19 protein-coding genes are annotated in these 21,749 nt (G+C 72.7%); 10 read left to right on the plus strand and 9 right to left on the minus strand.

What is annotated here, in order from left to right; all coding sequences use genetic code 11:
* Nucleotides 1-19: 19 nt before the first annotated feature.
* Nucleotides 20-1,030 carry an SDR family NAD(P)-dependent oxidoreductase gene (locus tag DCW30_RS34500; RefSeq protein WP_079250093.1) on the minus strand — a complete coding sequence of 337 codons (1,011 nt, stop codon included), beginning with the start codon at nt 1,028-1,030 and terminating at the stop codon, nt 20-22.
* A 511-nt stretch (nt 1,031-1,541) separates the two neighbouring features.
* On the opposite strand from DCW30_RS34500, the gene rho reads away from it, so the two are divergent.
* The gene (gene rho, locus DCW30_RS34510) at nt 1,542-2,699 is read left to right on the plus strand and encodes a transcription termination factor Rho (protein ID WP_076685669.1); all 1,158 of its coding nucleotides are present in this window, start codon (nt 1,542-1,544) and stop codon (nt 2,697-2,699) included.
* Here the strand turns inward: rho and DCW30_RS34515 are convergent.
* Entirely contained in the window at nt 2,686-3,969 is a 1,284-nt protein-coding gene (locus tag DCW30_RS34515; RefSeq protein ID WP_076685670.1) for a M6 family metalloprotease domain-containing protein, read from the minus strand. The genes rho and DCW30_RS34515 overlap by 14 nt on opposite strands.
* 313 nt (nt 3,970-4,282) lie before the next feature.
* On the opposite strand from DCW30_RS34515, the gene DCW30_RS34520 reads away from it, so the two are divergent.
* Complete coding sequence (locus tag DCW30_RS34520; protein WP_076685671.1) at nt 4,283-4,951, plus strand: TetR/AcrR family transcriptional regulator; 669 nt, start codon at nt 4,283-4,285, stop codon at nt 4,949-4,951.
* A 168-nt stretch (nt 4,952-5,119) separates the two neighbouring features.
* Nucleotides 5,120-6,628, plus strand: coding sequence for an MFS transporter (locus DCW30_RS34525; protein ID WP_076685672.1), 1,509 nt, complete (start codon nt 5,120-5,122; stop codon nt 6,626-6,628).
* Between the two features lie 43 nt (nt 6,629-6,671).
* Here the strand turns inward: DCW30_RS34525 and DCW30_RS34530 are convergent, their stop codons facing one another.
* On the minus strand, nt 6,672-7,196 hold the full coding sequence (locus DCW30_RS34530; protein ID WP_062780766.1) for a MarR family winged helix-turn-helix transcriptional regulator: 525 nt from the start codon (nt 7,194-7,196) through the stop codon (nt 6,672-6,674).
* 144 nt (nt 7,197-7,340) lie between these two features.
* On the opposite strand from DCW30_RS34530, the gene DCW30_RS34535 reads away from it, so the two are divergent.
* Entirely contained in the window at nt 7,341-8,111 is a 771-nt protein-coding gene (locus tag DCW30_RS34535; protein WP_076685673.1) for a dioxygenase family protein, read from the plus strand.
* Nucleotides 8,112-8,161: 50 nt separating this feature from the next.
* Here the strand turns inward: DCW30_RS34535 and DCW30_RS34540 are convergent, their stop codons facing one another.
* Both DCW30_RS34540 and DCW30_RS34545 read right to left on the minus strand, forming a co-directional pair.
* A complete protein-coding gene (locus tag DCW30_RS34540) occupies nt 8,162-9,175 on the minus strand; it encodes a questin oxidase family protein (RefSeq protein WP_076685674.1) in 1,014 nt (337 codons plus the stop codon).
* Nucleotides 9,176-9,247: 72 nt separating this feature from the next.
* On the minus strand, nt 9,248-9,790 hold the full coding sequence (locus DCW30_RS34545) for a GNAT family N-acetyltransferase (RefSeq protein ID WP_076685675.1): 543 nt from the start codon (nt 9,788-9,790) through the stop codon (nt 9,248-9,250).
* A gap of 180 nt (nt 9,791-9,970) precedes the next feature.
* Here DCW30_RS34545 and DCW30_RS34550 point away from each other — a divergent pair, with 180 nt between their 5' ends.
* Nucleotides 9,971-10,972 carry a sigma-70 family RNA polymerase sigma factor gene (locus DCW30_RS34550; RefSeq protein ID WP_076685676.1) on the plus strand — a complete coding sequence of 334 codons (1,002 nt, stop codon included), beginning with the start codon at nt 9,971-9,973 and terminating at the stop codon, nt 10,970-10,972.
* Nucleotides 10,973-11,117: 145 nt separating this feature from the next.
* On the opposite strand, the gene DCW30_RS34555 is transcribed toward DCW30_RS34550, so the two are convergent.
* The gene (locus tag DCW30_RS34555) at nt 11,118-12,101 is read right to left on the minus strand and encodes a helix-turn-helix transcriptional regulator (RefSeq protein WP_076685677.1); all 984 of its coding nucleotides are present in this window, start codon (nt 12,099-12,101) and stop codon (nt 11,118-11,120) included.
* Nucleotides 12,102-12,299: 198 nt separating this feature from the next.
* Here DCW30_RS34555 and DCW30_RS34560 point away from each other — a divergent pair, with 198 nt between their 5' ends.
* The 5 genes from DCW30_RS34560 (at nt 12,300) to DCW30_RS34580 (ending at nt 18,606) form a co-directional block, all read left to right on the plus strand.
* Nucleotides 12,300-13,904, plus strand: coding sequence for an MFS transporter (locus DCW30_RS34560; RefSeq protein ID WP_076685678.1), 1,605 nt, complete (start codon nt 12,300-12,302; stop codon nt 13,902-13,904).
* A gap of 302 nt (nt 13,905-14,206) precedes the next feature.
* Entirely contained in the window at nt 14,207-14,968 is a 762-nt protein-coding gene (locus tag DCW30_RS34565; protein ID WP_076685679.1) for a DeoR/GlpR family DNA-binding transcription regulator, read from the plus strand.
* Between the two features lie 76 nt (nt 14,969-15,044).
* Nucleotides 15,045-15,992, plus strand: a complete 948-nt coding sequence (pfkB, locus tag DCW30_RS34570; RefSeq protein WP_076685680.1) for a 1-phosphofructokinase — start codon at nt 15,045-15,047, stop codon at nt 15,990-15,992.
* Between the two features lie 91 nt (nt 15,993-16,083).
* Nucleotides 16,084-18,159: a PTS fructose transporter subunit IIABC gene (locus DCW30_RS34575; RefSeq protein WP_076685681.1), complete on the plus strand. Its 2,076-nt coding sequence runs from the start codon at nt 16,084-16,086 to the stop codon at nt 18,157-18,159.
* Nucleotides 18,160-18,351: 192 nt separating this feature from the next.
* Nucleotides 18,352-18,606, plus strand: coding sequence for a hypothetical protein (locus tag DCW30_RS34580; protein WP_076685682.1), 255 nt, complete (start codon nt 18,352-18,354; stop codon nt 18,604-18,606).
* Nucleotides 18,607-18,711: 105 nt separating this feature from the next.
* On the opposite strand, the gene DCW30_RS34585 is transcribed toward DCW30_RS34580, so the two are convergent.
* The 3 genes from DCW30_RS34585 to DCW30_RS34595 all read right to left on the minus strand — a co-directional run.
* On the minus strand, nt 18,712-19,476 hold the full coding sequence (locus DCW30_RS34585; RefSeq protein ID WP_076685683.1) for a DUF6227 family protein: 765 nt from the start codon (nt 19,474-19,476) through the stop codon (nt 18,712-18,714).
* A 138-nt stretch (nt 19,477-19,614) separates the two neighbouring features.
* On the minus strand, nt 19,615-20,844 hold the full coding sequence (locus tag DCW30_RS34590) for a L,D-transpeptidase (protein ID WP_373569085.1): 1,230 nt from the start codon (nt 20,842-20,844) through the stop codon (nt 19,615-19,617).
* Between the two features lie 452 nt (nt 20,845-21,296).
* The coding region (locus tag DCW30_RS34595; RefSeq protein ID WP_206740256.1) for a P1 family peptidase at nt 21,297-21,749 on the minus strand (453 nt) is incomplete at its 5' end.

A 21,749-nucleotide genomic window follows, 5' to 3' on the forward strand; every position in this document is an offset into this window, starting at 1 on the left:
CGTTGCGGCGGGCGGGGCCTCAGCGCAACGTGGCGCCGCCGTCCACGTACAGCTCCTGGAGAGTGATGTGCCGGGCGCGGTCGGAGGCGAGGAAGACGACCGCTTCGGCGATGTCCTCGGGGGCGGCGATGCGGCCCAGCGGGATGCCGGTGCGGTACGTGGCGGGGTCGCCCGCGATGACGCTGGACGGCGCCTCCGCCTGGCCGTCGGGCCACAGGGCGCGCTGCATGGCGGTGTCGGTGGAGCCCGGCGCCACCACGTTGCAGCGCACGCCGCTGCGCGCGGTCTCCAGGCCGAGGCACTTGGTGAACATCGTGGCCGCCGCCTTCGACGCGGCGTACGCGGCCATGCCGGTGCGCGGGATGCCGGCGGCGTTGGAGGCGACGGTGACGATGCAGCCGGAGCCGCGTGCCGTCATGTGGGAGGCGGCGGCGCGGGAGGCGTGGAAGACGCCGGTGGTGTTCACGGCGAAGGTGTCGGCCCAGTCGGCGTCGGTGAGTTCGGCGACGGGGGCGGTGCGCAGGATGCCGGCGACGTTCACGAGGATGTCGAGGGCGCCCAGGTCGCGGACGGTCTCGTCGATGACCCGGGACACGGCGGCGGGGTCGGTGACGTCCATGGTGCGGGGGGTGATCGTGCCCGGCGCGGGGGCGGCCCTGCCCGGCTCGTGCGCCGCAATTTTGCCCGGCTCACGCCCCGCAGCCTTGCCCGGCTCACGCCCCGCAGCGCCGGACCCGTCGCGCCCAGGCTTGCCGTCCGCGTCACGTGCGGGCTCACGCCCAGGCTCGCGGTCCGCGTCACGTGCGGGCTCACGCCCCGGCTCGGGGTCCGCGTCACGCCTCGGCCCGCGCCCCATGGCGCCGTCGGCGGCACGCCCAGGCTCGCGGTCCGTGGCGATGACGTGCGCCCCCCGGGCGGCGAGCGCGGCGGCCACCGCGGCGCCGATGCCCTGGCCCGCGCCGGTCACCAGAGCCGTGCGCCCGGCGAACTCGCCCTCGGCGTACGGCCCGTTCGGTATGTGCTCAGGCATGTGTGAGCGACCTCCCAGCTTTTTAGGTAAGGCTAACCTAACGTACGATCACTGCCCGCGGGGCGCCGCGTCGTCAATTCGTCCGGGTGCCCCTCCCGGTCGGCGCCATGGCCCACTGCCGTGCGGTGTGCTACCTTGCGAACAGCACGTGTGTTGCCCCGTCCGGGGTGCCGGTGCCGATTTCCTCTCCTCCCGGTTCACGGGTCCCTCCTGGCTCACCTTCACGGGAATCTCCCGGTCCTTCGAGTCCAGAAACCCGTTCCGTCGGCCCCACCGGGCCGGGTCCGGCGCCGCCGGGCCTGTTCTGCCAGGCCGTTCCGGTCTTCTTCCAGCGCTTTCGCAGCGCTTCCCTCCCCGCCGCACGAGGCGTGAACGAACGCCGCCTCCGGCCGGGCCCCTCATTCGCATGTCCGCGAAAGGAACCCTTCCCATGACAGCCACAGCCACAGCTACAACCACATCCACAGTCACATCCACAGGTGCTGGCGCAGCCACGTCCACAGCCGCAGGCATGGTGGATCGGGAAGCGGCCGACTCAACCGCCCACCACGTCAAGGGCGTTCTGGACATCGCGAGGGACGGGCGCGGCTACGTCCGGGGCCCCGACTGCCTGCCGGGCCCCGCGGACGTGCAGGTTCCCGCGCCCCTCGTACGGCAGTCGGGCCTGCGCACCGGCGACTTCGTCGAAGGGGTCTGCGGTCGCCCCCGGGTGCTGGCCGGGGTCGAACGCCTCAACGGGCGTGATCCCCGGGAGCCCCGGCCGCGCCGCCGCTTCGGGGACCTCACGCCGCTGCACCCCCGCGAGAGGCTCCGCCTGGAGACCGCGGGCGGGCCCGCCGCGACGCGGCTCGTCGATCTCGTCGCGCCCGTCGGCAAGGGGCAGCGCGGCCTGCTCGTCGCGCCGCCCAAGACCGGCAAGACCGTGCTGCTCCAGCAGATCGCCGCGGCGATCGCGGAGAACCACCCCGAGTGCCACCTCATGGTCGTCCTGCTCGACGAACGGCCCGAGGAGGTCACCGACATGCGGCGCTCTGTCCGCGGTGAAGTGCTCGCCTCGACCTTCGACCGGCCCGCCAAGCAGCACATCGCCCTCGCCGAACTCGCCGTGGAGCGCGCCAAGCGCATGGTCGAGGACGGGCGCGACGTCGTCATGCTCTTCGACTCGCTGACCCGGCTGTGCCGCGCGTACAACACCGCGGCGGCGAGCGGCGGGCGCACGCTCAGCGGCGGCGTGGACGCGTCCGCCGTGCAGGGCCCGAAGCGACTCTTCGGCGCCGCGCGCCTCGCCGAGGAGGGCGGCTCCCTGACGATGCTCGCGACCGCTCTGGTGGAGACCGGGTCGCGCGCCGACGACTACTACTTCGAGGAGCTGAAGGGCACGGGGAACATGGAGCTGCGGCTGGACCGCACCCTCGCGGGACAGCGCCTCTTCCCCGCCATCGACGTCATTCCCTCCGGCACCCGCCGCGAGGAACTGCTGCCGCGCGCGGAGTTGACGGCCATGCACGGGCTGCGGCGAGCCCTGCAGGGGCGTGAGGGGCAGAGCGCGCTCGAAGCGCTGCTCGACCGGGTCAAGAAGACGCCGAGCAATGCCGCGTTCCTGCGGCAGGTCCAGCAGACCGTGCCGGGGGCCGGGTCGCCGGGGGCCGGGCCGGTCACTGGCGCGTGACGGTCACCCGGTAGTCGCCCTCGTCCGTCACGTCCCGCACCGTCACCCGCAGCCCGGTCCTGCCGTCCGAGAACGTCTCGCCGGGGCCGTAGGGCGCGTCGGAGAGCTCGGCGTGCACGTTGGGGCGCAGGGTGCAGCCGCCGCTGTCGGCCCTGGAGTCGACGACCTGGACCGGGCCGTGGCCCGTGTCGACGTCCGCGTCCACGCGGTAGATGAGGACGCCTGGCTTGCAGACCTCCTCGTCGTTGCCGCCGGGCGTGCGCACCTCGACCGCGTACCCCGTCCGCTCGCTCAACGGGACGAACGCGAGCTTCATGCCGCCCGCGCGGGAGAGCGGGGTCAAGGTGTGCTCGGAGGTGCCGGGCCGCGCGGCGCAGCCGACCTGTTCGTCGTCGAGCCAGCCCAGCTTCCACTTGTGCCAGGCGAGCAGGTCGTTGTTGGCGCCCCAGTCCTCGCTCATGATGTCCCAGTGGCCGACCGCGCCGCCGCCCTCCTGCGTATAGAGGTCGGGCAGGCCGAAGACGTGGCCGTTCTCGTGGGGCAGGACGCGGTAGCCGGTCTCGTGGTAGGTGCCCGAGCCGTCGTCCTGGCGGCTGTAGACGAAGGACGTGTTGGCGACGGGGACGCCGTCGGCGACCGGCGCCTCGTGGTTGCCCGCGAAGGTCACCGACAGGACCGTGTCGAGGGCCGAGGGGCCGGCGTTCGGGGTGACGAGGACGTTGACGAGGTCGTACTCCCGGAAGTCGACGTCGGGGTCGGCGGCCTCCACGATGTCCTCGACCAGCTCGCGGTAGCCGGGGTCGAAGGGGGCGCCGCGCTCTATCCCGTAGTCGGCGAACGTCCTGGGCATGCGCAGCCAGTGCCGTATCGGCGATCCGGGGCGGTACTCCAGGCGCCCGTAGGAGCTGGTGCGGAACCACTCCTCGGTCTGCGGGAAGAACTCCGCGAGGCGGTCCATCGCCCTGCCCTGGCCGGGCGCGTCGGAGAAGTCGACCATGAGGTTCAGGGCGCGGACGGCGCCGGTGGCGCGGGCGTAGCCGGGCGGAGTGGGCACGCCCTCCGACATCTGGACGCCCAGCGTGCCGCTGATCATGCACGGGCCGTGGGTGTCGCCGCGGGCCAGGGAGGCCGGGCCCGCCGAACTGGGCGCCTCGTCCATCAGGCGGCCGGCGCCCGCCGAGGTGGTGACCGCGAGGGTGAGCGCCGTGACCGCGGCGAGGGCGACTCCGCGGCGGGCGGAGGATATCCGTCGCCAGGTCGGCTGCTGCATGCGTGAGCCTCCACTCCGCGGCAGCCGCCGGTCCCGGCTGCACCCTGTCCGATCACCCTCTGTCGAGGGGCGCGCGGACGCTCGTCGGGTGCGACCGACCGGGGGGTTTTCCGCTCAACAGGTGTGACTCACGTCACGGGAGATGAGGGCAGGGGGCGGAAATAACCGGGGAGCGCTTCCCCGTTTAGACCTGTGTCCGCGCGAAACGGGGAGCCAGTCCCCGTATCGGCCCCGACGGGTACGCGGTGAGCCTCCACGGTTCACAGCGGCCCTGGGGCCCGCGAGGGCCCGAGACGACTTCAGAGGAGGAACTGTGGACACGGCCACCGCCACCGCCGCCGCCCCCCGGCGCCGGCCCGTCCGCCCGCGGGCGGACGCCCTGCGCAACCGGGAGCGGATCGTCGCCGCGGCACGCGAGATGTTCGTGGAGCACGGCTCCGACGTCCCCCTCGACGAGGTCGCGCGCCGCGCGGGCGTGGGCAACGCCACGGTCTACCGCCACTTCGCCGACCGCGACGAACTGGTGCGGCAGGTCGTCCTCTCGGTGACGGGCCGCGTCGCGGTCCTCGCCGAGGAGGGCATCGCCGCCGCGGACGCCGACGCCGACGCCGCCTTCGGGGCGCTGCGCACCTTCGTGCACGCCGCGGCCGACGAGCGGATCGGCGCCCTGTGCCCGATGCTCCAGGCCGGCTTCGACCCCAACCACCCCGACCTGCTCGATGCCCGCGAGCGCCTCGAACGGTCCATCGAAGGCCTGATGGGAAGGGCGCGCGCGGCCGGGCAGCTGCGCGCCGACATCGCCGTCGGCGACCTGATGGTCGCCCTGTCCCAGCTCACCCGGCCCCTGCCGGGCACGGCCTGCCCCAGCATGGACCGCTTCGTCCACCGCCATCTGCAGCTGTTCATGGACGGCCTGATGGCGCCCGCCCGCTCCGAACTCCCCGGAGAGGCGGCGACCCTGCGGGATCTCAGGGAGCACTGACCCCGCCCCCTCCTTCGCACGCCCCTTACGTCCTTACATCCTTACTCACGTCGCACGCATCGCCTGCTTCGCGCGCATCGCTCACGGCACGCGCACCCCTTACGTCACGTCACACGCATCCTTTTTTCGCCCATATGCACCGCTACGTACCGCTAGGTGGCCACACCCATGTCTGAAACAGATCCGAGACGCTGGAAAGCGCTCGTCTTCATCGCCCTCGCGCAGCTGATGGTCGTCCTCGACGCCACCATCGTGAACATCGCGCTTCCCTCCGCCCAGGAGGACCTCGGCATATCCGACGGCAACCGCCAGTGGGTCATCACGGCCTACGCGCTCGCCTTCGGCGGTCTGCTGCTCTTCGGCGGCCGCATCGCCGACCTGTGGGGCCGCAAGCGCACCTTCGTGACCGGCCTGATCGGCTTCGCCGCGGCCTCCGCGCTCGGCGGCGCCGCGACCGGCGAGGCCATGATGCTGGGCGCCCGCGCCCTCCAGGGCGTGTTCGGCGCGCTGCTCGCGCCCGCCGCCCTCTCGCTGCTCGCGGTGATGTTCACCGACGCCAAGGAGCGCGCCAAGGCCTTCGGCATCTACGGCGCGATCGCCGGTGGCGGCGGCGCCGTCGGCCTGATCCTCGGCGGTTTCCTCACCGAGTACCTGAACTGGCGCTGGACCTTCTTCGTGAACATCCCGTTCGCGGTGATCGCCGCCCTGGGCGCGTACTTCGTCATCCGTGAGCCGGCCGGCACCCGCAACCGCTCGCCGCTCGACATCCCCGGCGTGGTCCTGTCCACCCTCGGCCTGGTCGCGCTGGTCTACGGCTTCACGCGGGCCGAGTCCGAGGGCTGGTCCGACGCCGTGACGGTGACGATGTTCGTCGCCTCCGTCGTGCTGCTCGCCGCGTTCGTCCTCACCGAGGCCAAGGTCAAGTCGCCGCTGCTCCCGCTGCGCGTCCTGATGGAGCGCAACCGCGGCGGCGTCTACCTCTCGCTCGGACTCGCCGTCATCGCGATGTTCGGCCTGTTCCTCTTCCTCACGTACTACCTGCAGATCGTGAAGGGCTACACGCCGGTCAAGACCGGCTTCGCGTTCCTGCCGATGATCGTCGGCATGATCACGGGCTCCACGCAGATCGGCGCCCGTCTGATGACCCGCGTCCCGCCGCGGCTGCTGATGGCCCCGGGCTTCCTGCTCGCCGCGGTCGGCATGCTGCTCCTGACGCAGCTGGAGATCGGCACGTCCTACGCCGGTCTGATCATGCCCGCGCAGCTGATGCTGGGCCTCGGCATGGGCACGGCGTTCATGCCGGCCATGTCGCTCGCCACGCACGGCGTCGAGGCCCGTGACGCCGGTGTCGCCTCCGCGATGGTCAACACCTCGCAGCAGGTCGGCGGCGCCATCGGCACGGCCCTGCTGAACACCATCGCGGCCTCGGCGACCACCGCGTACCTCACGGACCACGCGTCCCTGGGCGCCACGAACCCGAAGCTGCTCCAGGCGCAGGCCATGGTCGAGGGCTACACCAGCGCCATCTGGTGGGCGGTCGGCATCCTCGCGGTCTCCGCGCTGATCGCGGCGACCTTCGTCAACACCGGCCACCAGGGCGGTTCCTCGTCCTCCGCCGGCTCGGACCCGGCGGACGGCGCCGAGGACGAGGTGAAGATCCCGGTGATGGCCCACTGATCCGGGCGGCACACCGGGGCGGCCACCCCGCCGCTCCGGGCCCCTAGCGGAGCCAGGGGAGGTCCGCACCGGCCTCCTTGGGCTGAAGTCCCTCGGCGACGATCGTCATGATCTCGCCGAGGGACTTCTGCTGTTCCGGGGTGAGCCGGTCGAAGAGCGCCTGGCGTACGGCGCTGACGTGGCCGGGGGCGGTCCCGCGCAGCACCTCGTACCCGTCGTCGGTGAGGATCGCGAGCTGGCCGCGCTTGTCGGAGGGGCAGTCCTCGCGGCGCACCCAGCCGCTCTTCTCCAGGCGGGCGACGGCGTGCGACAGACGCGACCGGGTGATCTTCATGTTCTTGGCCAGTTCGGTCATCCGCAGCCGCCTCCTGGGGGCGTCGGACAACTGGACCAATAGGCCGTAGTACATGTGCGGCATGCCCGCGTCGCGCTGGAGCTGCCGGTCGAGGTAGTCGTCGAGGAGGGTGGTCGCCTGGAGGTAGGCCCGCCAAACGCGCTGCTCGTCGCCGTCCAGCCAGCGGGGCTCACCGGCCGGGGAAGGGGTGGGTGGCATATCCATGTACTCCATCGTACGAGGCCCTTCCTTGAACTTTGAACAAACCATGCGTACCGTCGACCATAGAGCTTGAGTCTTCAAGTACCCAGTGCTCCGCACGGCGTATTCCGCCTACGCGACCGCCCGATCGCCGCCGATCCGCCCCGGAGGTGCGCCATGACCCGTATGCCCGCCCTGTACCTCAGTCACGGCGCTCCGCCGCTCGCCGACGACCCCGTCTGGCCCGGCGAACTGGCGGCCTGGTCCGCCGGGCTGCCGCGCCCCCGTGCGATCCTCATGGTCTCCGCGCACTGGGAGGAGGCGCCGCTCGCTCTCGGCGCCACCCGGACACTGCCGCTCGTCCACGACTTCTGGGGCTTCCCCGAGCACTACTACGAGGTGACCTACGACGCGCCGGGCGCGCCGGAACTCGCCGCGTCCGTACGGGCGCTCCTGCGGGCGCCGGGCCTGCCCGTGCAGGACGTGCCGGACCGCGGGCTCGACCACGGGGCGTACGTGCCGCTGGTCGAGATGTACCCCGACGCCGACATACCCGTCCTCCAGGTCTCCCTGCCGACCCTCGAACCGCGCCGCCTCATGGACATCGGCCGCAGGCTCGCACCGCTGCGGGACGAGGGCGTCCTGATCGTCGGCAGCGGCTTCTTCACGCACAACCTGGCGGCCCTGCGGCAGTCCGGCGTCCCGTCCTGGTCGGCGGAGTTCGACGCCTGGGGGCACGAGGCGCTGGAGCGCACCGACGTGGACGCGCTCCTCGACTTCACGGCGAAGTCCCCGGCGGGCCATCTGGCCCACCCCCGCACGGAACACTTCGCCCCGCTCTTCGTCACCCTGGGCGCGGCGGACGCGACGGGCGACCTGGCGGCCCAGCGCAGCGTGATCGACGGCTTCTGGCTGGGCCTGGCGAAGAGGTCGGTGCAGTTCGGCTGAGCCTGGGGGAGGGGCGTCGCGTCACGGCGGGCCTCCGGGGTCCGCGGCTCTCAGGCGGGCTCGCTCAGCTCCATGGAGCGCAGCGCCGCCGCCAGGGCCCACTCGTCGCCGACGTCGAGCGCCGTGTCCGTCAGCTTGATCACGTGCTCGTCCCCGTGCGCCAGGGCCCGCTCGAAGACCTCCTCGGCGGTGAACGTGCCCCGCGGCCGGCAGGCCACCGGGGCGTCCGGCGCGTACATGGCGGTGACGGCCGCCGAAGCCGTCCACGCGGCCCGCAGACTCGGCGCCCACAGGTCACGCGGCAGGACGGGCAGCACCCGCAGCACCGCGTTGGGCGCCGTCGCCGCGTGCACCAGCATGGTCGCCTCGCCGTGCCCGTGCGTGACGTACCGGTGGGTGGCGGCGCGCACCAGCTCCGCGAGACGGCGCCGGGCCTCGTCGGGGCCGTCCACGGAGTCCGCCCACACCGGCAGCCCCCGCACGCGCGCGAGCCGCGCGGGGAAACCGCCGTCCCGCCGCTCGGAGATGGGCGGCACCGCGTCGAGGGCGTCCTCCGCGCGGTCGGCGCCGGGCAGCGGGAGCACTCCCGTCACGGGATGATGCCGCGCGGCCCAGTAGCCGAGGCCGTGCGCGAGCTCGGCGACGCGCGGCCCGGTTTCGGGGCCCGCCCGAAGGGTGCGCACGGCGTGCCCGACCCGGATCACCGGGTGCGTCGCACCCCCGTACATGCCGGGCAGGAGCCGCGGCCACCACTCGGCGAGGACGTCGCGCCACGGGCGGGCTTCCACCTCGCGGCGGAAGTACGCGATCCAGTCCGCCGCCCGGCGCGGGTCGCCCAGGGCCGCCCGCAGGCCGCCCTCCGTGATCGGCTCCACGGGGGCGGGGAAATCCTCCAGTCTCGGGGCGTAGAGATCGAGCCACCGGTGGACGGCCGCGCCCTGCCCCCGCGCGGCGAGCGCCTCGACGGCCATGGGCGCGTGGTTGGTGAGCCGCCCCAGCCGCTCGGGCCCGGACGCGTGCAGCCGCTGGAGGGCTTCGTCGAGGGTGCCTGTGGTGTCGTCCATGGAGGGGACGGTAGGCCGCGGACCCGTGCGCCGGTAACGGCCCGCGGTCCCGGGCGGGGCGGGGCCGGAGACCTAGTCCGCGAGGCCGAGGGGCAGCTCGTACCAGGCCACGTCCCAGTAGCGCCCGAACTTCCTGCCCACCTCGCGGTAGGTCCCCACGTGCCGGAAGCCGAAGCGCTCGTGGAGGCGGACGGAGGCCGCGTTCGGCTGGGCGATGCCCGCGTACGCGCGGTGCACGTCCTCCTGCCGCAGCGCCTCGAAGAGCGTGCGGTAGAGCAGCGTGCCGATGCCGCGCCCCGCGGCGTCCGGTGCGCAGTAGACGCTGACTTCCACGGAGGTCGCATAAGCCGGCTTGACGCGGAAAGGGCTACTGGTGACGTACCCGAGGACGCGGCCCCCGCCGGAGCCCGCATGCCGCTCCTGGGCAACCAAGAGGCGGTGCGGGCCGTCTTCGGGGTGGGAGAGCAGCCAAGGGCGGCGCTCTTCCGGCGAGAAGGCGACCGTGTCGAATGTGATCGCCGTCTCACGTACGTAGTGGTTGTAGAGGTCCGTGAGGGCTTCGAGGTCCGCCTCGGCCCCCGCCCTGACCTGCACCTCTGTACGCCCTGTCAACACGCTGCCTCCCGGAGTGGCGGCACAGGGTACTGCACCGCCGACCAAAAAGATGCGCGCCTTGGGAATTCTGTCCGGATTCCAGGCGTTGTTTCCTTCGGATGGTGGGCACTCGAGGGTGTGCCATCCACCACAGAGGCCCCAGTGGGGCCGACCAGGACCACCACACGCAAGGGAGCACGCATGGCAACCCGTGCCGTCGCCCGTCGCACGTCCGCCGCCTCCGGCGGGACCGACGCGGCACGCAGTGTTCGCGCCGTAGGCGGGGAGATCGCCGACCGCGACCTGGTCGGCATGTACCTCGACGAGATCGCGCGTACACCGCTGCTGGACGCCGCCAAGGAAGTGGAGCTGTCCCAGGTCATCGAAGCGGGCGTCTATGCCCGCAAGATCCTGGACGGAGAGGTCGAGGACAGCGGCGTCACCGCGGACCGCGAGGAGCTCGAAGCCCTCGTCGCCGACGGTGAGCGCGCCAAGGACGTCTTCATCCGCTCGAACCTCCGCCTCGTCGTCGCCGTCGCCCGCCGCTATCCGCGCAGCGGCCTGCCGCTCCTGGACCTGATCCAGGAGGGGAACGCGGGCCTGGTGCGAGCGGTCGAGAAGTTCGACTACGCCAAGGGCTTCAAGTTCTCCACGTACGCCACGTGGTGGATCCGCCAGGCCATCACCCGCTCGATAGCCGACCAGTCCCGCACCATCCGCCTCCCCGTCCACCTGGTGGAGGAGCTGGGCCGCATCCGCCGCGTGCAGCGCGAGTTCAACCGCGAGCACGGCCGGGAGCCGGAGCCCGCGGAGATCGCCGCCGAGCTCTCCTCGACGCCCGAGCGCGTCGTCGACGTCCTGGACTGGGCGCGCGACCCCGTCTCGCTGAACATGGGAGTGGACGACGAAGGCGACACCCAGTTCGGCGACCTCCTTGAGGACACCTCCGCCGTCTCGCCCGAGCAGTCCGTCCTTTCGCTGCTGCGCAGCGAGGAGCTGGACGATCTGATCGGCCGCCTCGACCAGCGCACCGCCTCCATCATCAAGATGCGGTACGGCATCGACGACGGACGCGAGCGGACGCTCACCGAGGTCGGCAAGGAGCACGGCCTCACGCGCGAGCGGATCCGGCAGATAGAGAAGCACGCCCTGCTGGAGCTGAAGAGGCTGGCGCGCGACACGGGGTTCGACGCGGTGGCCTAGCCGGCCGGGCCCGGACGGTTCCCCGCGGCGCGCATCGCGTGCAGCGCTACCGGTGCGCATCGCTTCCGGACCGACCGGCTGCCGACCGACCGACTGGCTGCCGACCTACCGGCTGCCGATCGACTGGCCGCCCGCCGGCCGGCCGTCACTCCGCGGCGCCCGCCGCCGCGGTCAGGCGGGAGCCCATGTCGCGCAGGCACGTGAGCAGGTCCGGGGGGCCGTGCGCCGTGAAGTCGCAGTCCGCCACCGCCAGGCGGACCGCCACCCACTCGACGGAGTCCGTCGCCGTGCCGCGCAGCCGGCAGCGGTGCTCACCCAGCGGCTCCACCGCGCCGAGCGACGACGGCATCCTGGCCGCCACGAACTCCGCGGGCGCCTCGAACGTCACGTCGATGTCGTACGACGCGATCCCCCGGTAGACCGACTGCCGCAGGAACTCCGCGGCGCCCCCCTTCGGCAGCTCCCGCGGCGTGAACCGCGCCCCGGTGGCGAACGGCTCTGCCACGCGGTCCACCCGGAAGGTCCGCCAGTCCTCGCGGTCCAGGTCGTACGCCACGAGGTACCACCGCCGCCCCGTCGACACCAGGCGGTACGGCTCGGTCAGGCGGCGCGACCGCGTGCCGTCGCCCGCGCGGTAGGAGAACCGCAGCCGCTCCTGGCCCGCCGCGGCCGACGCCATCACCGTCAGCGTCTCCGGAGCGATGGTCGCCCCGTCCCCGCTGACCAGCGGCATCGTCGCGATCTGCAACGCCGTCACCCGGTGCCGCAGCCGGGCGGGCAGGACCTGTTCCAGCTTGGTGAGCGCCCTGACCGACGCCTCCTCCACGCCCTCCACGGCGTGCCCCGCCCCGGCCCGCAGGCCGACCGCGATGGCCACCGCCTCCTCGTCGTCCAGGACGAGCGGCGGCATGGCCTTGCCCGCGACGAGGCGGTAGCCGCCGAGGGCGCCCTGCGTGGCCTGCACCGGATAGCCCAGCTCCCGCAGCCGGTCCACGTCGCGCCGCACGGTCCGACGGCTCACCCCGAGCCGGTCGGCCAGCTCGCCGCCCGGCCACTCGCGGGGCGTCTGGAGGAGCGAGAGCAGTTGCAGCAGCCGGACGGGCGTCTGGGCCCCGGTCGCCCCGGTCACGGCCGCGCCCCCCGTATCCCCGGCAGCGCGCCCCGCGCGCCGGCCGTCCCCGGCTCCGGGGCCGTGCCCACCCTTGCCCCCGGCTCTGTCCTCGGGTCCTGTTCCGCGGCCGTCTCCGGCTCCTTCTTCGTGTCCACGGACACAGGATGCCGGGGATCTAGGAACTCTTATGACCTATATGGCTCCTAGCCTCCCGGCATGAGTTCTCCCGGCATCAGTTCTTCCAGCAGCACCCTTCCCGAAACGCCGCCCGCGACGGACCGGCGGCGGTGGTTCGCCCTGGCCATCGTGATGACCGCCGCCTTCATGGACCTGGTCGACGTCACGATCGTCAACATCGCGATCCCGTCGATCCAGCGGGACGCCGGCGCCTCGTTCAGCCAGATCCAGTGGATCACCGCGGGCTACAGCCTCGCGTTCGCCGCCGGGCTCATCACAGGCGGGCGGCTCGGTGACATCCACGGACGCAAGCGGCTCTTCCTGATCGGCATCACCGGCTTCACCGTCGCCTCGGCGCTCTGCGGCTTCGCGGTCAACCCGGAGATGCTCGTCGCCTCGCGCATCCTCCAGGGCGCCATGGCCGCGCTGATGGTGCCGCAGGTGCTCTCCATCGTCCACGCGACCTTCCCCGCCCACGAGCGCGGCAAGGTCTTCGGGCTCTTCGGCATGGTCGTCGGCCTCGGCGCGGTCTCCGGGCCGCTGCTCGGCGCGCTGCTCACCGAGTGGAACATCCTCGGCCTCGAATGGCGGCCGATCTTCCTGATCAATCTGCCCGTCGGCGTCGCGGGGCTGATCCTGGGCCGGAAGTACATCACCGAGTCCAAGGCGCCGAGGACCCTCAAGCTGGACCTCGTCGGCGTCGTCATGGTCACCCTCGCCCTGCTGATGCTGCTCTACCCGCTCACCCGCGGCCGCGAGCTGGGCTGGCCGCTCTGGGGCCACGTCACCATGGCGGGCTCGCTCGTCGTCTTCGGCGCGCTCATCGCGTACGAGAGGTGGAAGACGGCGCGGGACGGCTCGCCGCTGGTGGAGCTGTCGCTGTTCAAGGTGAAGAGCTTCGCGGCGGGCATCGCGGTGCAGACCGTGTTCGGCGTCGCGCTCGGTGTCTTCTTCCTGGTCTGGACGCTCTACCTCCAGATCGGCCTCGGCTGGAGCGAGCTGCGGGCCGGTCTGACCGGGGTGCCGTTCTCCATCGCCGTCTCGGTGGCGGCCGGGGTCTCCGTGCAGAAGCTCGTGCCGCGGTTCGGCCGCAAGGTGCTCCAGGCCGGCGCGCTGACGATGGCCGCGGGCCTGCTCCTCTACATCTGGGAGGCCGACCGGTACGGCCAGGGCATCGCGGCCTGGCAGATGGCGCTGCCGCTGACCGTGATGGGCGTCGGCATGGGCCTGATCGTGGCCCCGCTGACGGACGCCATCCTCTCCGAGGTGCCGCAGGAGCACGCGGGCTCGGCCTCCGGCCTGCTCAGCACCGTGCAGCAGATGGGCACCGCGCTCGGCCTCGGCCTGGTGTCGGTGGTCTTCTTCGGGGTGATCGACGAGAGCGTCGTGCCCGAGCGGCTGCCCATGGAGTTCGTGGACGGGTTCCAGAACGCGCTGGGCTGGGTGGCGGCGGTCCTCGCGGTCGTCTTCCTCCTGATGTTCGCCCTCCCGGCGAAGCCCGAGCAGCACGTGGAGGGCGACGCCGACCCGGCCGGCCCGGAGGCGTCGGGAGGCCTGGAGGAGTCGGGCGGCCTGGTGGAGCCGCGTGGGCCGGTGGAGCCGCGTGAGCCGGTGGAGAAGGAGCCTGCGGCGGCCGGGCGCTGACGGGGGCGACGGCCGGGCACTGACGGGGGCCGCGACAGCCGGTTCTCGATGGCCGATGCCTGACGGGCGGTTCTGGACGGGCGGCCCGCGGCGGCCGGTACCCGGCGAGGGCGCACGTCACCCTGTGAAGGGGCCGTGCGGAGAGGGCAGGGGCGTCGCGCCCGCCCCTCCGTACTGCCCTTCGGTATGGCCTGATGTCCGTTCGTGCCCGTTCCCTGCCCGAAGGTGTTTACTTTGGCGCAATGCCGCCGTAGTCTGCCGGTGAAACCACAGACTCGGGCATGCGGCGGAGGCAAACGGACATGTACGCACCGGAGCGGCGGCAGGAGATCCTGCGGCTCGCGCGGGACGGCGGGCGGGTCGACGTGCTGTCGCTCGCCGAGGAGTTTGAGGTCACCGCGGAGACCATCCGCCGCGACCTGAAGGCCCTCGACCGCGCGGGCCTCGTGCGCCGCGTGCACGGCGGCGCCATCCCCGCGGGCCGCCTCGACTTCGAGCCGGACCTCGCCGAGCGCGAGGGCACCGCCGCCGACCAGAAGGACCGCATCGCCCGCGCCGCCCTCGCGGAACTCCCCGCCGAGGGCAGCGTCATCCTGGACGCCGGATCGACCGTCGCCCGGCTCGCGGCGGCGCTCCCCCTGGAGTCGACGCTCACCGTCGTCACCCATGGCCTGCCCACCGCCGCCCGCCTCGCCGACCACCCCGGCATCCAGCTCCACCTCATCGGCGGCCGCGTCCGGCAGCGCACGCGCGCCGCCGTCGACGCCTGGGCCCTGCGCGCCTACGGCGAGATCCGCGCCGACGTCGTCTTCCTCGCCGCCAACGGCTTCTCCGCCGAGGCCGGCCTCACCACGCCCGACCTCGCCGAGGCCGCCGTGAAGCGCGCGACCGTCGCCGCCGCCCGCCGGGTCGTCCTGCTCGCCGACTCCGCCAAACACGGCCAGCAGCACTTCGCCCGCTTCGGCGACCTCACCGACGTGGACCTGCTGATCACCGACACCGGTCTCGACCCCGCCGACGCCGCCGCCATCGAACGCGACGGCACGGAGGTCGTACGCGTATGAGGACGCGCACAGCCACCCCCGGCGGCCCGGCGGCCGTCGCCGCCGCCCGCACGATCACGAAGGCCCCGGTACGCGCATGATCCTCACCGTCACCCCCAACCCCTCCCTCGACCGCACCTACGAGGTCCCCGCACTCGACCGCGGCGAGGTCGTGCGCGCCACCGGCGACCGGATGGACCCCGGCGGCAAGGGCGTCAACGTCTCGCGTGCCGTCGCCGCGGCGGGCGTGCGGACCGTCGCCGTGCTCCCGCTCGGCGGCGCCCCGGGCGCGCTGGTCGCGCAGCTCCTCGACGAGCAGGGCATCGAGGCGGCCCCGGTGCCGGTGGCGGGACAGACCCGCTCCAACATCGCGGTCGCGGAGCCCGACGGCACACTGACGAAGATCAACGCCCCGGGCCCCGAACTCTCGCGCGAGGAGCGGGAGGCGTTGCTCGCCACCGTCGGCGCGCGTTCCGCGGGGGCCGACTGGATCGCCTGCTGCGGCAGCCTGCCGCGCGGCCTCGCCCCCTCCTGGTACGCCGACCTGGTGGCCCGCGCCCACGCCGCGGGCCACCGCATCGCCCTGGACACCTCGGGCCCCGCCCTGCTCGCCGCCCTCGCCGAACGCCCCGACGTGGTCAAACCCAACGCCGAGGAGCTCTCCGAAGCCGTCGGCCGCCCCCTCACCACCGTCGGCGACGCGGTCAAGGCGGCGGAAGAGCTGCGGGGGATGGGCGCGCGCGCCGTGCTCGCCAGCCTCGGCGCGGACGGCCAGCTCCTGGTCGAGGACTCCGGCACGTACTTCGCGAGCGCCCGCGTCGACACCGTACGCAGCAACGTCGGCGCCGGCGACTCCTCCCTGGCCGGCTTCCTCATCGCCGGCGGCACGGGGGAGCGTGCGCTCGCCTCGGCCGTGGCGCACGGAGCGGCGGCGGTCCAGCTGCCGGGCAGTGTCATGCCCTCGCCCGCCGACCTCGCGCCGGAGGCGGTCACCGTGACGGCCGACGTCCCGCTGGACCGCGTACTGACGGAACCCGCCCCGTGAACCCTCCTGCCCCCGTCCCCTCAGCCCCCGTCCCCCTCCCCTCTGTGGCCCTCGCCCCCCACCGGGCGACACGCGCGCGAAGGAGCCCGCGATGACCGACATGATCACCGCGGATCTGGTCGATCTCGAACTCGACCTGTCCGCCGAAACCAAGGAAGCCGCCGCGCGTTCCCTCGCCGAGCGCATGGCGGCCCTCGGGCGCGTGACCGATCTGGAGGGGTTCCTCGCCGACGTGGCGGCCCGTGAGGCGCAGATGCCGACCGGCCTCGACGGCGGCATCGGCATCCCGCACTGCCGCAGCGCGCACGTCACCGAGCCCACGCTGGCCTTCGGCCGCTCGGCACGCGGCATCGACTTCGGCGCGCCGGACGGCCCCGCCGACCTGATCTTCCTGATCGCCGCCCCCGCCGGAGCGGACGACGCCCACCTGACGATCCTCTCCTCCCTGGCCAGGCAGCTGATGGACACGGAGTTCACGGACGCGCTGCGAGGCGCGGAGGACGCGGAGGCGGCCGCGGCCCTGATCCGGGGGGACGCGGCGCCGGGCCGGGCAGACGCCGCAGCGGACCCGCAGCCGGAGGGCGCCGTACCTCCGGCGGAGGGCGCCGTACCTCCGGCGGCAGTGAGTGAAACCGCGGCGGAGGGGAGTGAACCCGCGGCGGAGCCGTTCCGGATCGTGGCAGTCACCTCCTGCCCCACGGGCATCGCCCACACCTACATGGCAGCGGAGGCCCTGGAGGCCGCGGCCCGCGAGGCGGGTGTGGAACTGACGGTGGAGACGCAGGGTTCGGCGGGGTTCACCCGCCTGGACCCCGCGGTGATCGCCGCCGCCGACGGCGTGATCTTCGCCCATGACGTCCCGGTGAGGGACAAGCCACGCTTCGCCGGGAAGCCCACCGTCGACGTGGCCGTGAAGGCCGGCGTCAACCGCCCGGCGGAGCTCATCGCGGAGGTCCGCGAGAAGGCGGCCCGCGGCGAGACCACCTCCGACGCGCCGACGGCCCCGGTGGACGAGGCCGGTGACAGCGAGGACGGTTACGGCACCAAGCTCCGCAAGTGGCTGATGTCCGGCGTCAGTTACATGGTGCCCTTCGTCGCCGCGGGCGGCCTCCTCATCGCCCTCGGCTTCGCCATCGGCGGCTGGAAGATCGACAAGGCGCCGTCCGTCGCCGAACACTTCATCTGGACCGACCACACGAGCTGGGCCGCGCTGCTGTTCCAGATCGGCGGCCTCGCCTTCGCCTTCCTGGTGCCGGTCCTCGCCGGCTACATCGCGTACGGGATGGCCGACAGGCCCGGCCTCGTGCCCGGCTTCGTCGGCGGCTCGGTCGCCGTCACGATCAACGCGGGCTTCCTCGGCGGCCTGGCCGCCGGTCTCATCGCGGGCGCCGTCGTCATGGGCATCCAGCGGATCCGCATCCCCGCCGTGCTGCGCGGCATCATGCCGGTCGTGGTGATCCCGCTGATCTCCTCGGCGGTGGTCGGCTTCCTGATGTTCCTCGTCGTCGGCAAGCCCATCGCGTCGCTGCAGAGCGCGCTGACCGACTGGCTGGAAGGCCTCTCGGGGGCCAACGCGGTCATCCTCGGCGTCATCATCGGCCTGATGATGTGCTTCGACCTCGGCGGCCCGCTGAACAAGGTCGCTTACGCCTTCGCCGTCGGCGGCCTCGCCCACCCCACCGACGGCAGCCTGAAGGTCATGGCCGCCGCGATGGCCGCGGGCATGGTCCCGCCGCTCGCCATGGCGCTCGCCACGACCGTGCGCGGCAAGCTCTTCACCAAGGCCGAACGGGAGAACGGCAAGGCCGCCTGGTTCCTCGGCGCCTCCTTCATCACCGAGGGCGCGATCCCCTTCGCGGCGGCCGACCCGCTGCGGGTGATCCCCGCGTCGATGGCGGGCGGCGCGGTCACCGGCGCCCTGTCCATGGCCTTCGGCTGCACCCTGCGCGCTCCGCACGGCGGTGTCTTCGTGGTCCCGCTGATCGGCCGGCCGCTGCTGTACCTCGTGGCGATCGCCGCCGGTGTCTGCGTCACGACGGCCGTGGTCGTGCTGCTCAAGGGCGCGCGGAAGACGACGCCCGCGGCAGCCGACGGCGCGACGGCCGACGACGCGACGGACACGGCGAAGGACGACGCCGGACAGGTTCCGGCAGGCGCCGCGCTCTGACGGGACCCGGCGCACGGGGTGGAGCCCCGATGAGGGAGGTCAGCCGGTGGGAGCGTTCAGCCGGTGAGGGAGTTCAACCCGGGTGGGGGAGTTCAACCCGGGTGGGGGAGTTGTGCGACATGCGTCACTTCAAGAGCTACGTCCCATAATCCCCCTGTCGTAAGACCTGGCCCCTGTTGTCTACTGGGCGGCATGTTCCAGGATGTCTCGAACGTACAGCGCATCGGCGTCGCCCTGTTCGCCGCGGCGACCGCGGTCTGGACCGCCGGCCTGGTGCGGGTGATGCGCAGGGACCGCCTCCGTGCGGAGGTGCGACGCCGGGCGGACCGCCTCCGCGCCCTGCCGGCCCAGCAGGGCCCGCCGCACGCGGAGGCGGTCCAGCTCACCGCCGACGAGCGCGCCGCCTTCGCCGGCCTCATCCGGCAGTTCGGCGGCAGGCGTATGTAGGGGTTCGCAGACGTACGCAGGGGTACGTGCGGGCGTCCGGGCGGTGGGTCGGGACTCAAGGGCCCAGCAGCAGGGCCGAGGGGCGAGGGCCGAGGGGTGTGCGGGTCAGCCCCTGGCCGCTTCCTTGGCCCTGCGCTCCATCGCGGCGCGGGCCGCCTCCTCGGTGGCGTACACCTCGCAACGGTGGCGTCCGTCGGGGGTCACGGTGTGCTCGACCTCCCACAGGCTGATCTCGCCGCCGTCCACGAGCAGGAAGGCGTGCTCGTAGAGCGAGAAGCTCAGACGCGCCTCACCGGACAGCCGGGGGCGTCCGAAGGCCTGCGTTATCTGGTGGGCGATCGCCGAACGCAGCAGACGCGCGACGTCCTCGCCGGGACGGCCGCCCTCGGGGTTCTCCGCGCGGCGCAGCAACCGGCGGGCGTGGTCCGCGGAGTCGTCGTCGGTCACGTACGTGTGGCGGGGGCCGGGGTCGGGCGGGAGCTGCAGCACCACCGGCCTGCCGCAGACGGGTGGGTCGGGCGGCAGCGGCAGCCGCGAGGTGGCGACGCCCGCGTCCTCCTCGTCGGCGTAGACCTCGTGCGTCGGCTCACTGCCCGGCGCGGTGTTGTGGACGAGCTCCCAGAGGGTGAGCACCGACGCGTCGGCCAGCAGCCAGGTGTGTCTGTACGTCTCGCGGTGCAGCCCCGAACTGTGGTGCGCGGAGTGCAGGGAGCTGTTGTGCGCGAGGGCGGAGCCGAGGCGGTGGAGCACCTCGTCCGGTAAGTCGAAGGAGTTCAGGGCACGGCCGAGAAGCCGCTCGAGGTGTTCCTCCGGAGAGTGTGTCTCGGGCGACTCGGGTGGCTCGTACACCGTTTCGTACGGAACGCTCAAGGTCTCTCCCGGCGTTGCTGCATGTCACCTGGTGGGTGCATACCGTAGCCCCTGGGTCGGACATCATGCCCGGGAACGGGAAAACGCGCGAGCCACGTGGGGAGTTCCCACGTGGCTCGCGGTCGGTCGAAGGGGCCGTCAGGCGGCGCTGCCCGCCGTCCACTCGCTCCAGTCCATGTTCCAGCCGTTGAGGCCGTTGTCCGGGGCGATGGTCTTGTCGGGCGAACCCTTGACCGTCACGATGTCGCCGATCAGGGAGTTGTTGTAGAACCAGGCGCCCTGGGTGTTCGGGTCGCCCGCGCCGCGCGCGTCCTGGAGGCCGACGCAGCCGTGGCTGGTGTTGGAGCTGCCGAAGATCGAGGGCGAGCCCCAGTAGTTGCCGTGGATGAAGGTGCCGGAGGTCGACAGGCGCATGGCGTGCGGCACGTCCTTGATGTCGTACTCCCCGCCGAAGCCGACCGTCTCACCGTTCATACGGGTCTGGGTGAACTTCTCGGAGATCACCATCTTGCCGTTGTACGTGGGGTTGGCCGCGCTGCCCGCGGAGATCGGGATGGTCTTGATGACCTTGCCGTCCCGCTCGACGGTCATCTTCTTGGCGTTGACGTCGACCGTGGAGACCTGCGCGCGGCCCACGGTGAAGGTGACCGTCTTGTGCTGCACGCCGGTGATGCCGTCCGCGCCCTTCACGCCGTCCAGGTCGATCTTCATCGTGACCTTGGAACCGGCCTTCCAGTACTCCTCGGGCCGGAAGTCCAGACGCTGGTTGCCGAACCAGTGGCCGACCACCTTCTGGCCACTGCTCGACGTGACCTTGATGTGCGACTGGACGTCCTTCTTCTCCGTGATCGCCTTGTCGAAGTTGAAGGAGACCGGCATGCCGACGCCGACCGTGGTGCCACCGTCGGGCGTGTAGCTGCCGATGAAGCTGTTCGCCGTGGAGACCGTGGTGAACGTCGCGTTCTCGGTCGCCGCGTTGCCCTTGGCGTCCTTCGCGTTCGCGGTCACCTTGTACTTCGTGCCGCGCTCCAGCTGCCCCTTGGGCTTCCAGGCGCTTCCGCCGTCCGTGATGGTGCCCTCGACCGCCGCGCCGGACGTCACCGACGTCATCTTCACGCTGGTGAGCTTGCCGTTCTTCACCTTGACGCCGGTGGCGTTGATGGAGGCGTCGGTGGCGCCGTCCTTGGAGGAGATGGTGATGTCAGCACCCTTGGCGGCGGAACTCCCGCTGCCCTTATCGTCCTTCGCGTCCGCGTCCCCGCCGCAGGCCGTGAGGGTCAGCGCGCCCACGGCGGCGAGCGCGGTGGCGGCCAGCAGGGCACGGCGCCGGGGGTTGACTATGACCGACCTTGTCACGGGCTGCTCCAAGTACGTGTTCTGATCCAGTACGTGTAAAGAGCAGAGGAAGCCCTTCTCGGTTCCGGTGTGATGGTGTGAGTACGGGCACATCCCGGAGGCACGGGCCCCTCCGATGCGTCGCACGCCGGGGCCACGCCGAACACCCCCGGGGCCACGCCGAGCACACTCCGGGGCCGCGCCGAACACACGCCGGGGCCTCGCGGGGCACGCCTTGGGGTCGCACCGAGCACGCACCGGGGCCTGCGTCGGGCACACTCCGGAGCCTCGCGGGGCACGCCCCTGGCTCGTGCCGAGCACGCGCCGGGCCCGCGCCGGGCCCGCGCGAGGGGTGCTCGCGGTGCCTTGCTCCACTGTGCGTGCTTTCGGTAGGCGTCTCGGCCGCAGGGGAGTTGCTCCGCGTGGCCGCTACGCCGGGCGTGCCGCACGGGAGTTGCTGCGCCGTGCTCGCCGCACAGGGGCCGCTACTTCGCGTAGAGCTCCCTGTATGAGGGGAACGTTCCGCCGGGCGTCCGCACCGACTCCGCTGCCAGCATCGCCCGCACGATCGCTGCCGTGACCAGATCGGCACCGGCGGCGAGGATCTCGTTCAGGGCGAGCGGACTGCCGTCGGCCAAGGGGCGCTCACCCGTGGCGAGGGCGAAGACCGTGTCGCCGTCGTTGAGGAGGTGGACGGGCCGCACGGCGCGCGCCATGCCGTCGTGCGACGTGCCCGCCAACTTCTGCGCCTGCGCCTTGGTGAGCGCGGCGTCGGTGGCGACCACGGCGAGCGTGGTGTTCAACGGCTGCGCACCGTTCTCCGCCGCGACCTCGGCGAGGCGCCGCAGGGCCGCCTCGTGCGCCTCCGGGGCGGGCAGGGGGCCCCCCCCCCCCCCCCCCCCCCCCCCCCCCCCCCCCCCCCCCCCCCCCCCCCCCCC

The sequence above is a fragment of the Streptomyces alfalfae genome (assembly GCF_004127445.1).
GTDB lineage: Bacteria > Actinomycetota > Actinomycetes > Streptomycetales > Streptomycetaceae > Streptomyces > Streptomyces alfalfae.

Coding starts and splice junctions, on each gene's coding strand:
- DCW30_RS34500 (WP_079250093.1), bottom strand. CDS start 1,030: ATGCCTGAGCACATACCGAACGGGCCGTACGCCGAGGGCGAGTTCGCC.
- rho (WP_076685669.1), top strand. CDS start 1,542: ATGGTGGATCGGGAAGCGGCCGACTCAACCGCCCACCACGTCAAGGGC.
- DCW30_RS34515 (WP_076685670.1), bottom strand. CDS start 3,969: ATGCAGCAGCCGACCTGGCGACGGATATCCTCCGCCCGCCGCGGAGTC.
- DCW30_RS34525 (WP_076685672.1), top strand. CDS start 5,120: ATGTCTGAAACAGATCCGAGACGCTGGAAAGCGCTCGTCTTCATCGCC.
- DCW30_RS34530 (WP_062780766.1), bottom strand. CDS start 7,196: ATGGAGTACATGGATATGCCACCCACCCCTTCCCCGGCCGGTGAGCCC.
- DCW30_RS34535 (WP_076685673.1), top strand. CDS start 7,341: ATGACCCGTATGCCCGCCCTGTACCTCAGTCACGGCGCTCCGCCGCTC.
- DCW30_RS34540 (WP_076685674.1), bottom strand. CDS start 9,175: ATGGACGACACCACAGGCACCCTCGACGAAGCCCTCCAGCGGCTGCAC.
- DCW30_RS34550 (WP_076685676.1), top strand. CDS start 9,971: ATGGCAACCCGTGCCGTCGCCCGTCGCACGTCCGCCGCCTCCGGCGGG.
- DCW30_RS34560 (WP_076685678.1), top strand. CDS start 12,300: ATGAGTTCTCCCGGCATCAGTTCTTCCAGCAGCACCCTTCCCGAAACG.
- DCW30_RS34565 (WP_076685679.1), top strand. CDS start 14,207: ATGTACGCACCGGAGCGGCGGCAGGAGATCCTGCGGCTCGCGCGGGAC.
- pfkB (WP_076685680.1), top strand. CDS start 15,045: ATGATCCTCACCGTCACCCCCAACCCCTCCCTCGACCGCACCTACGAG.
- DCW30_RS34575 (WP_076685681.1), top strand. CDS start 16,084: ATGACCGACATGATCACCGCGGATCTGGTCGATCTCGAACTCGACCTG.
- DCW30_RS34580 (WP_076685682.1), top strand. CDS start 18,352: ATGTTCCAGGATGTCTCGAACGTACAGCGCATCGGCGTCGCCCTGTTC.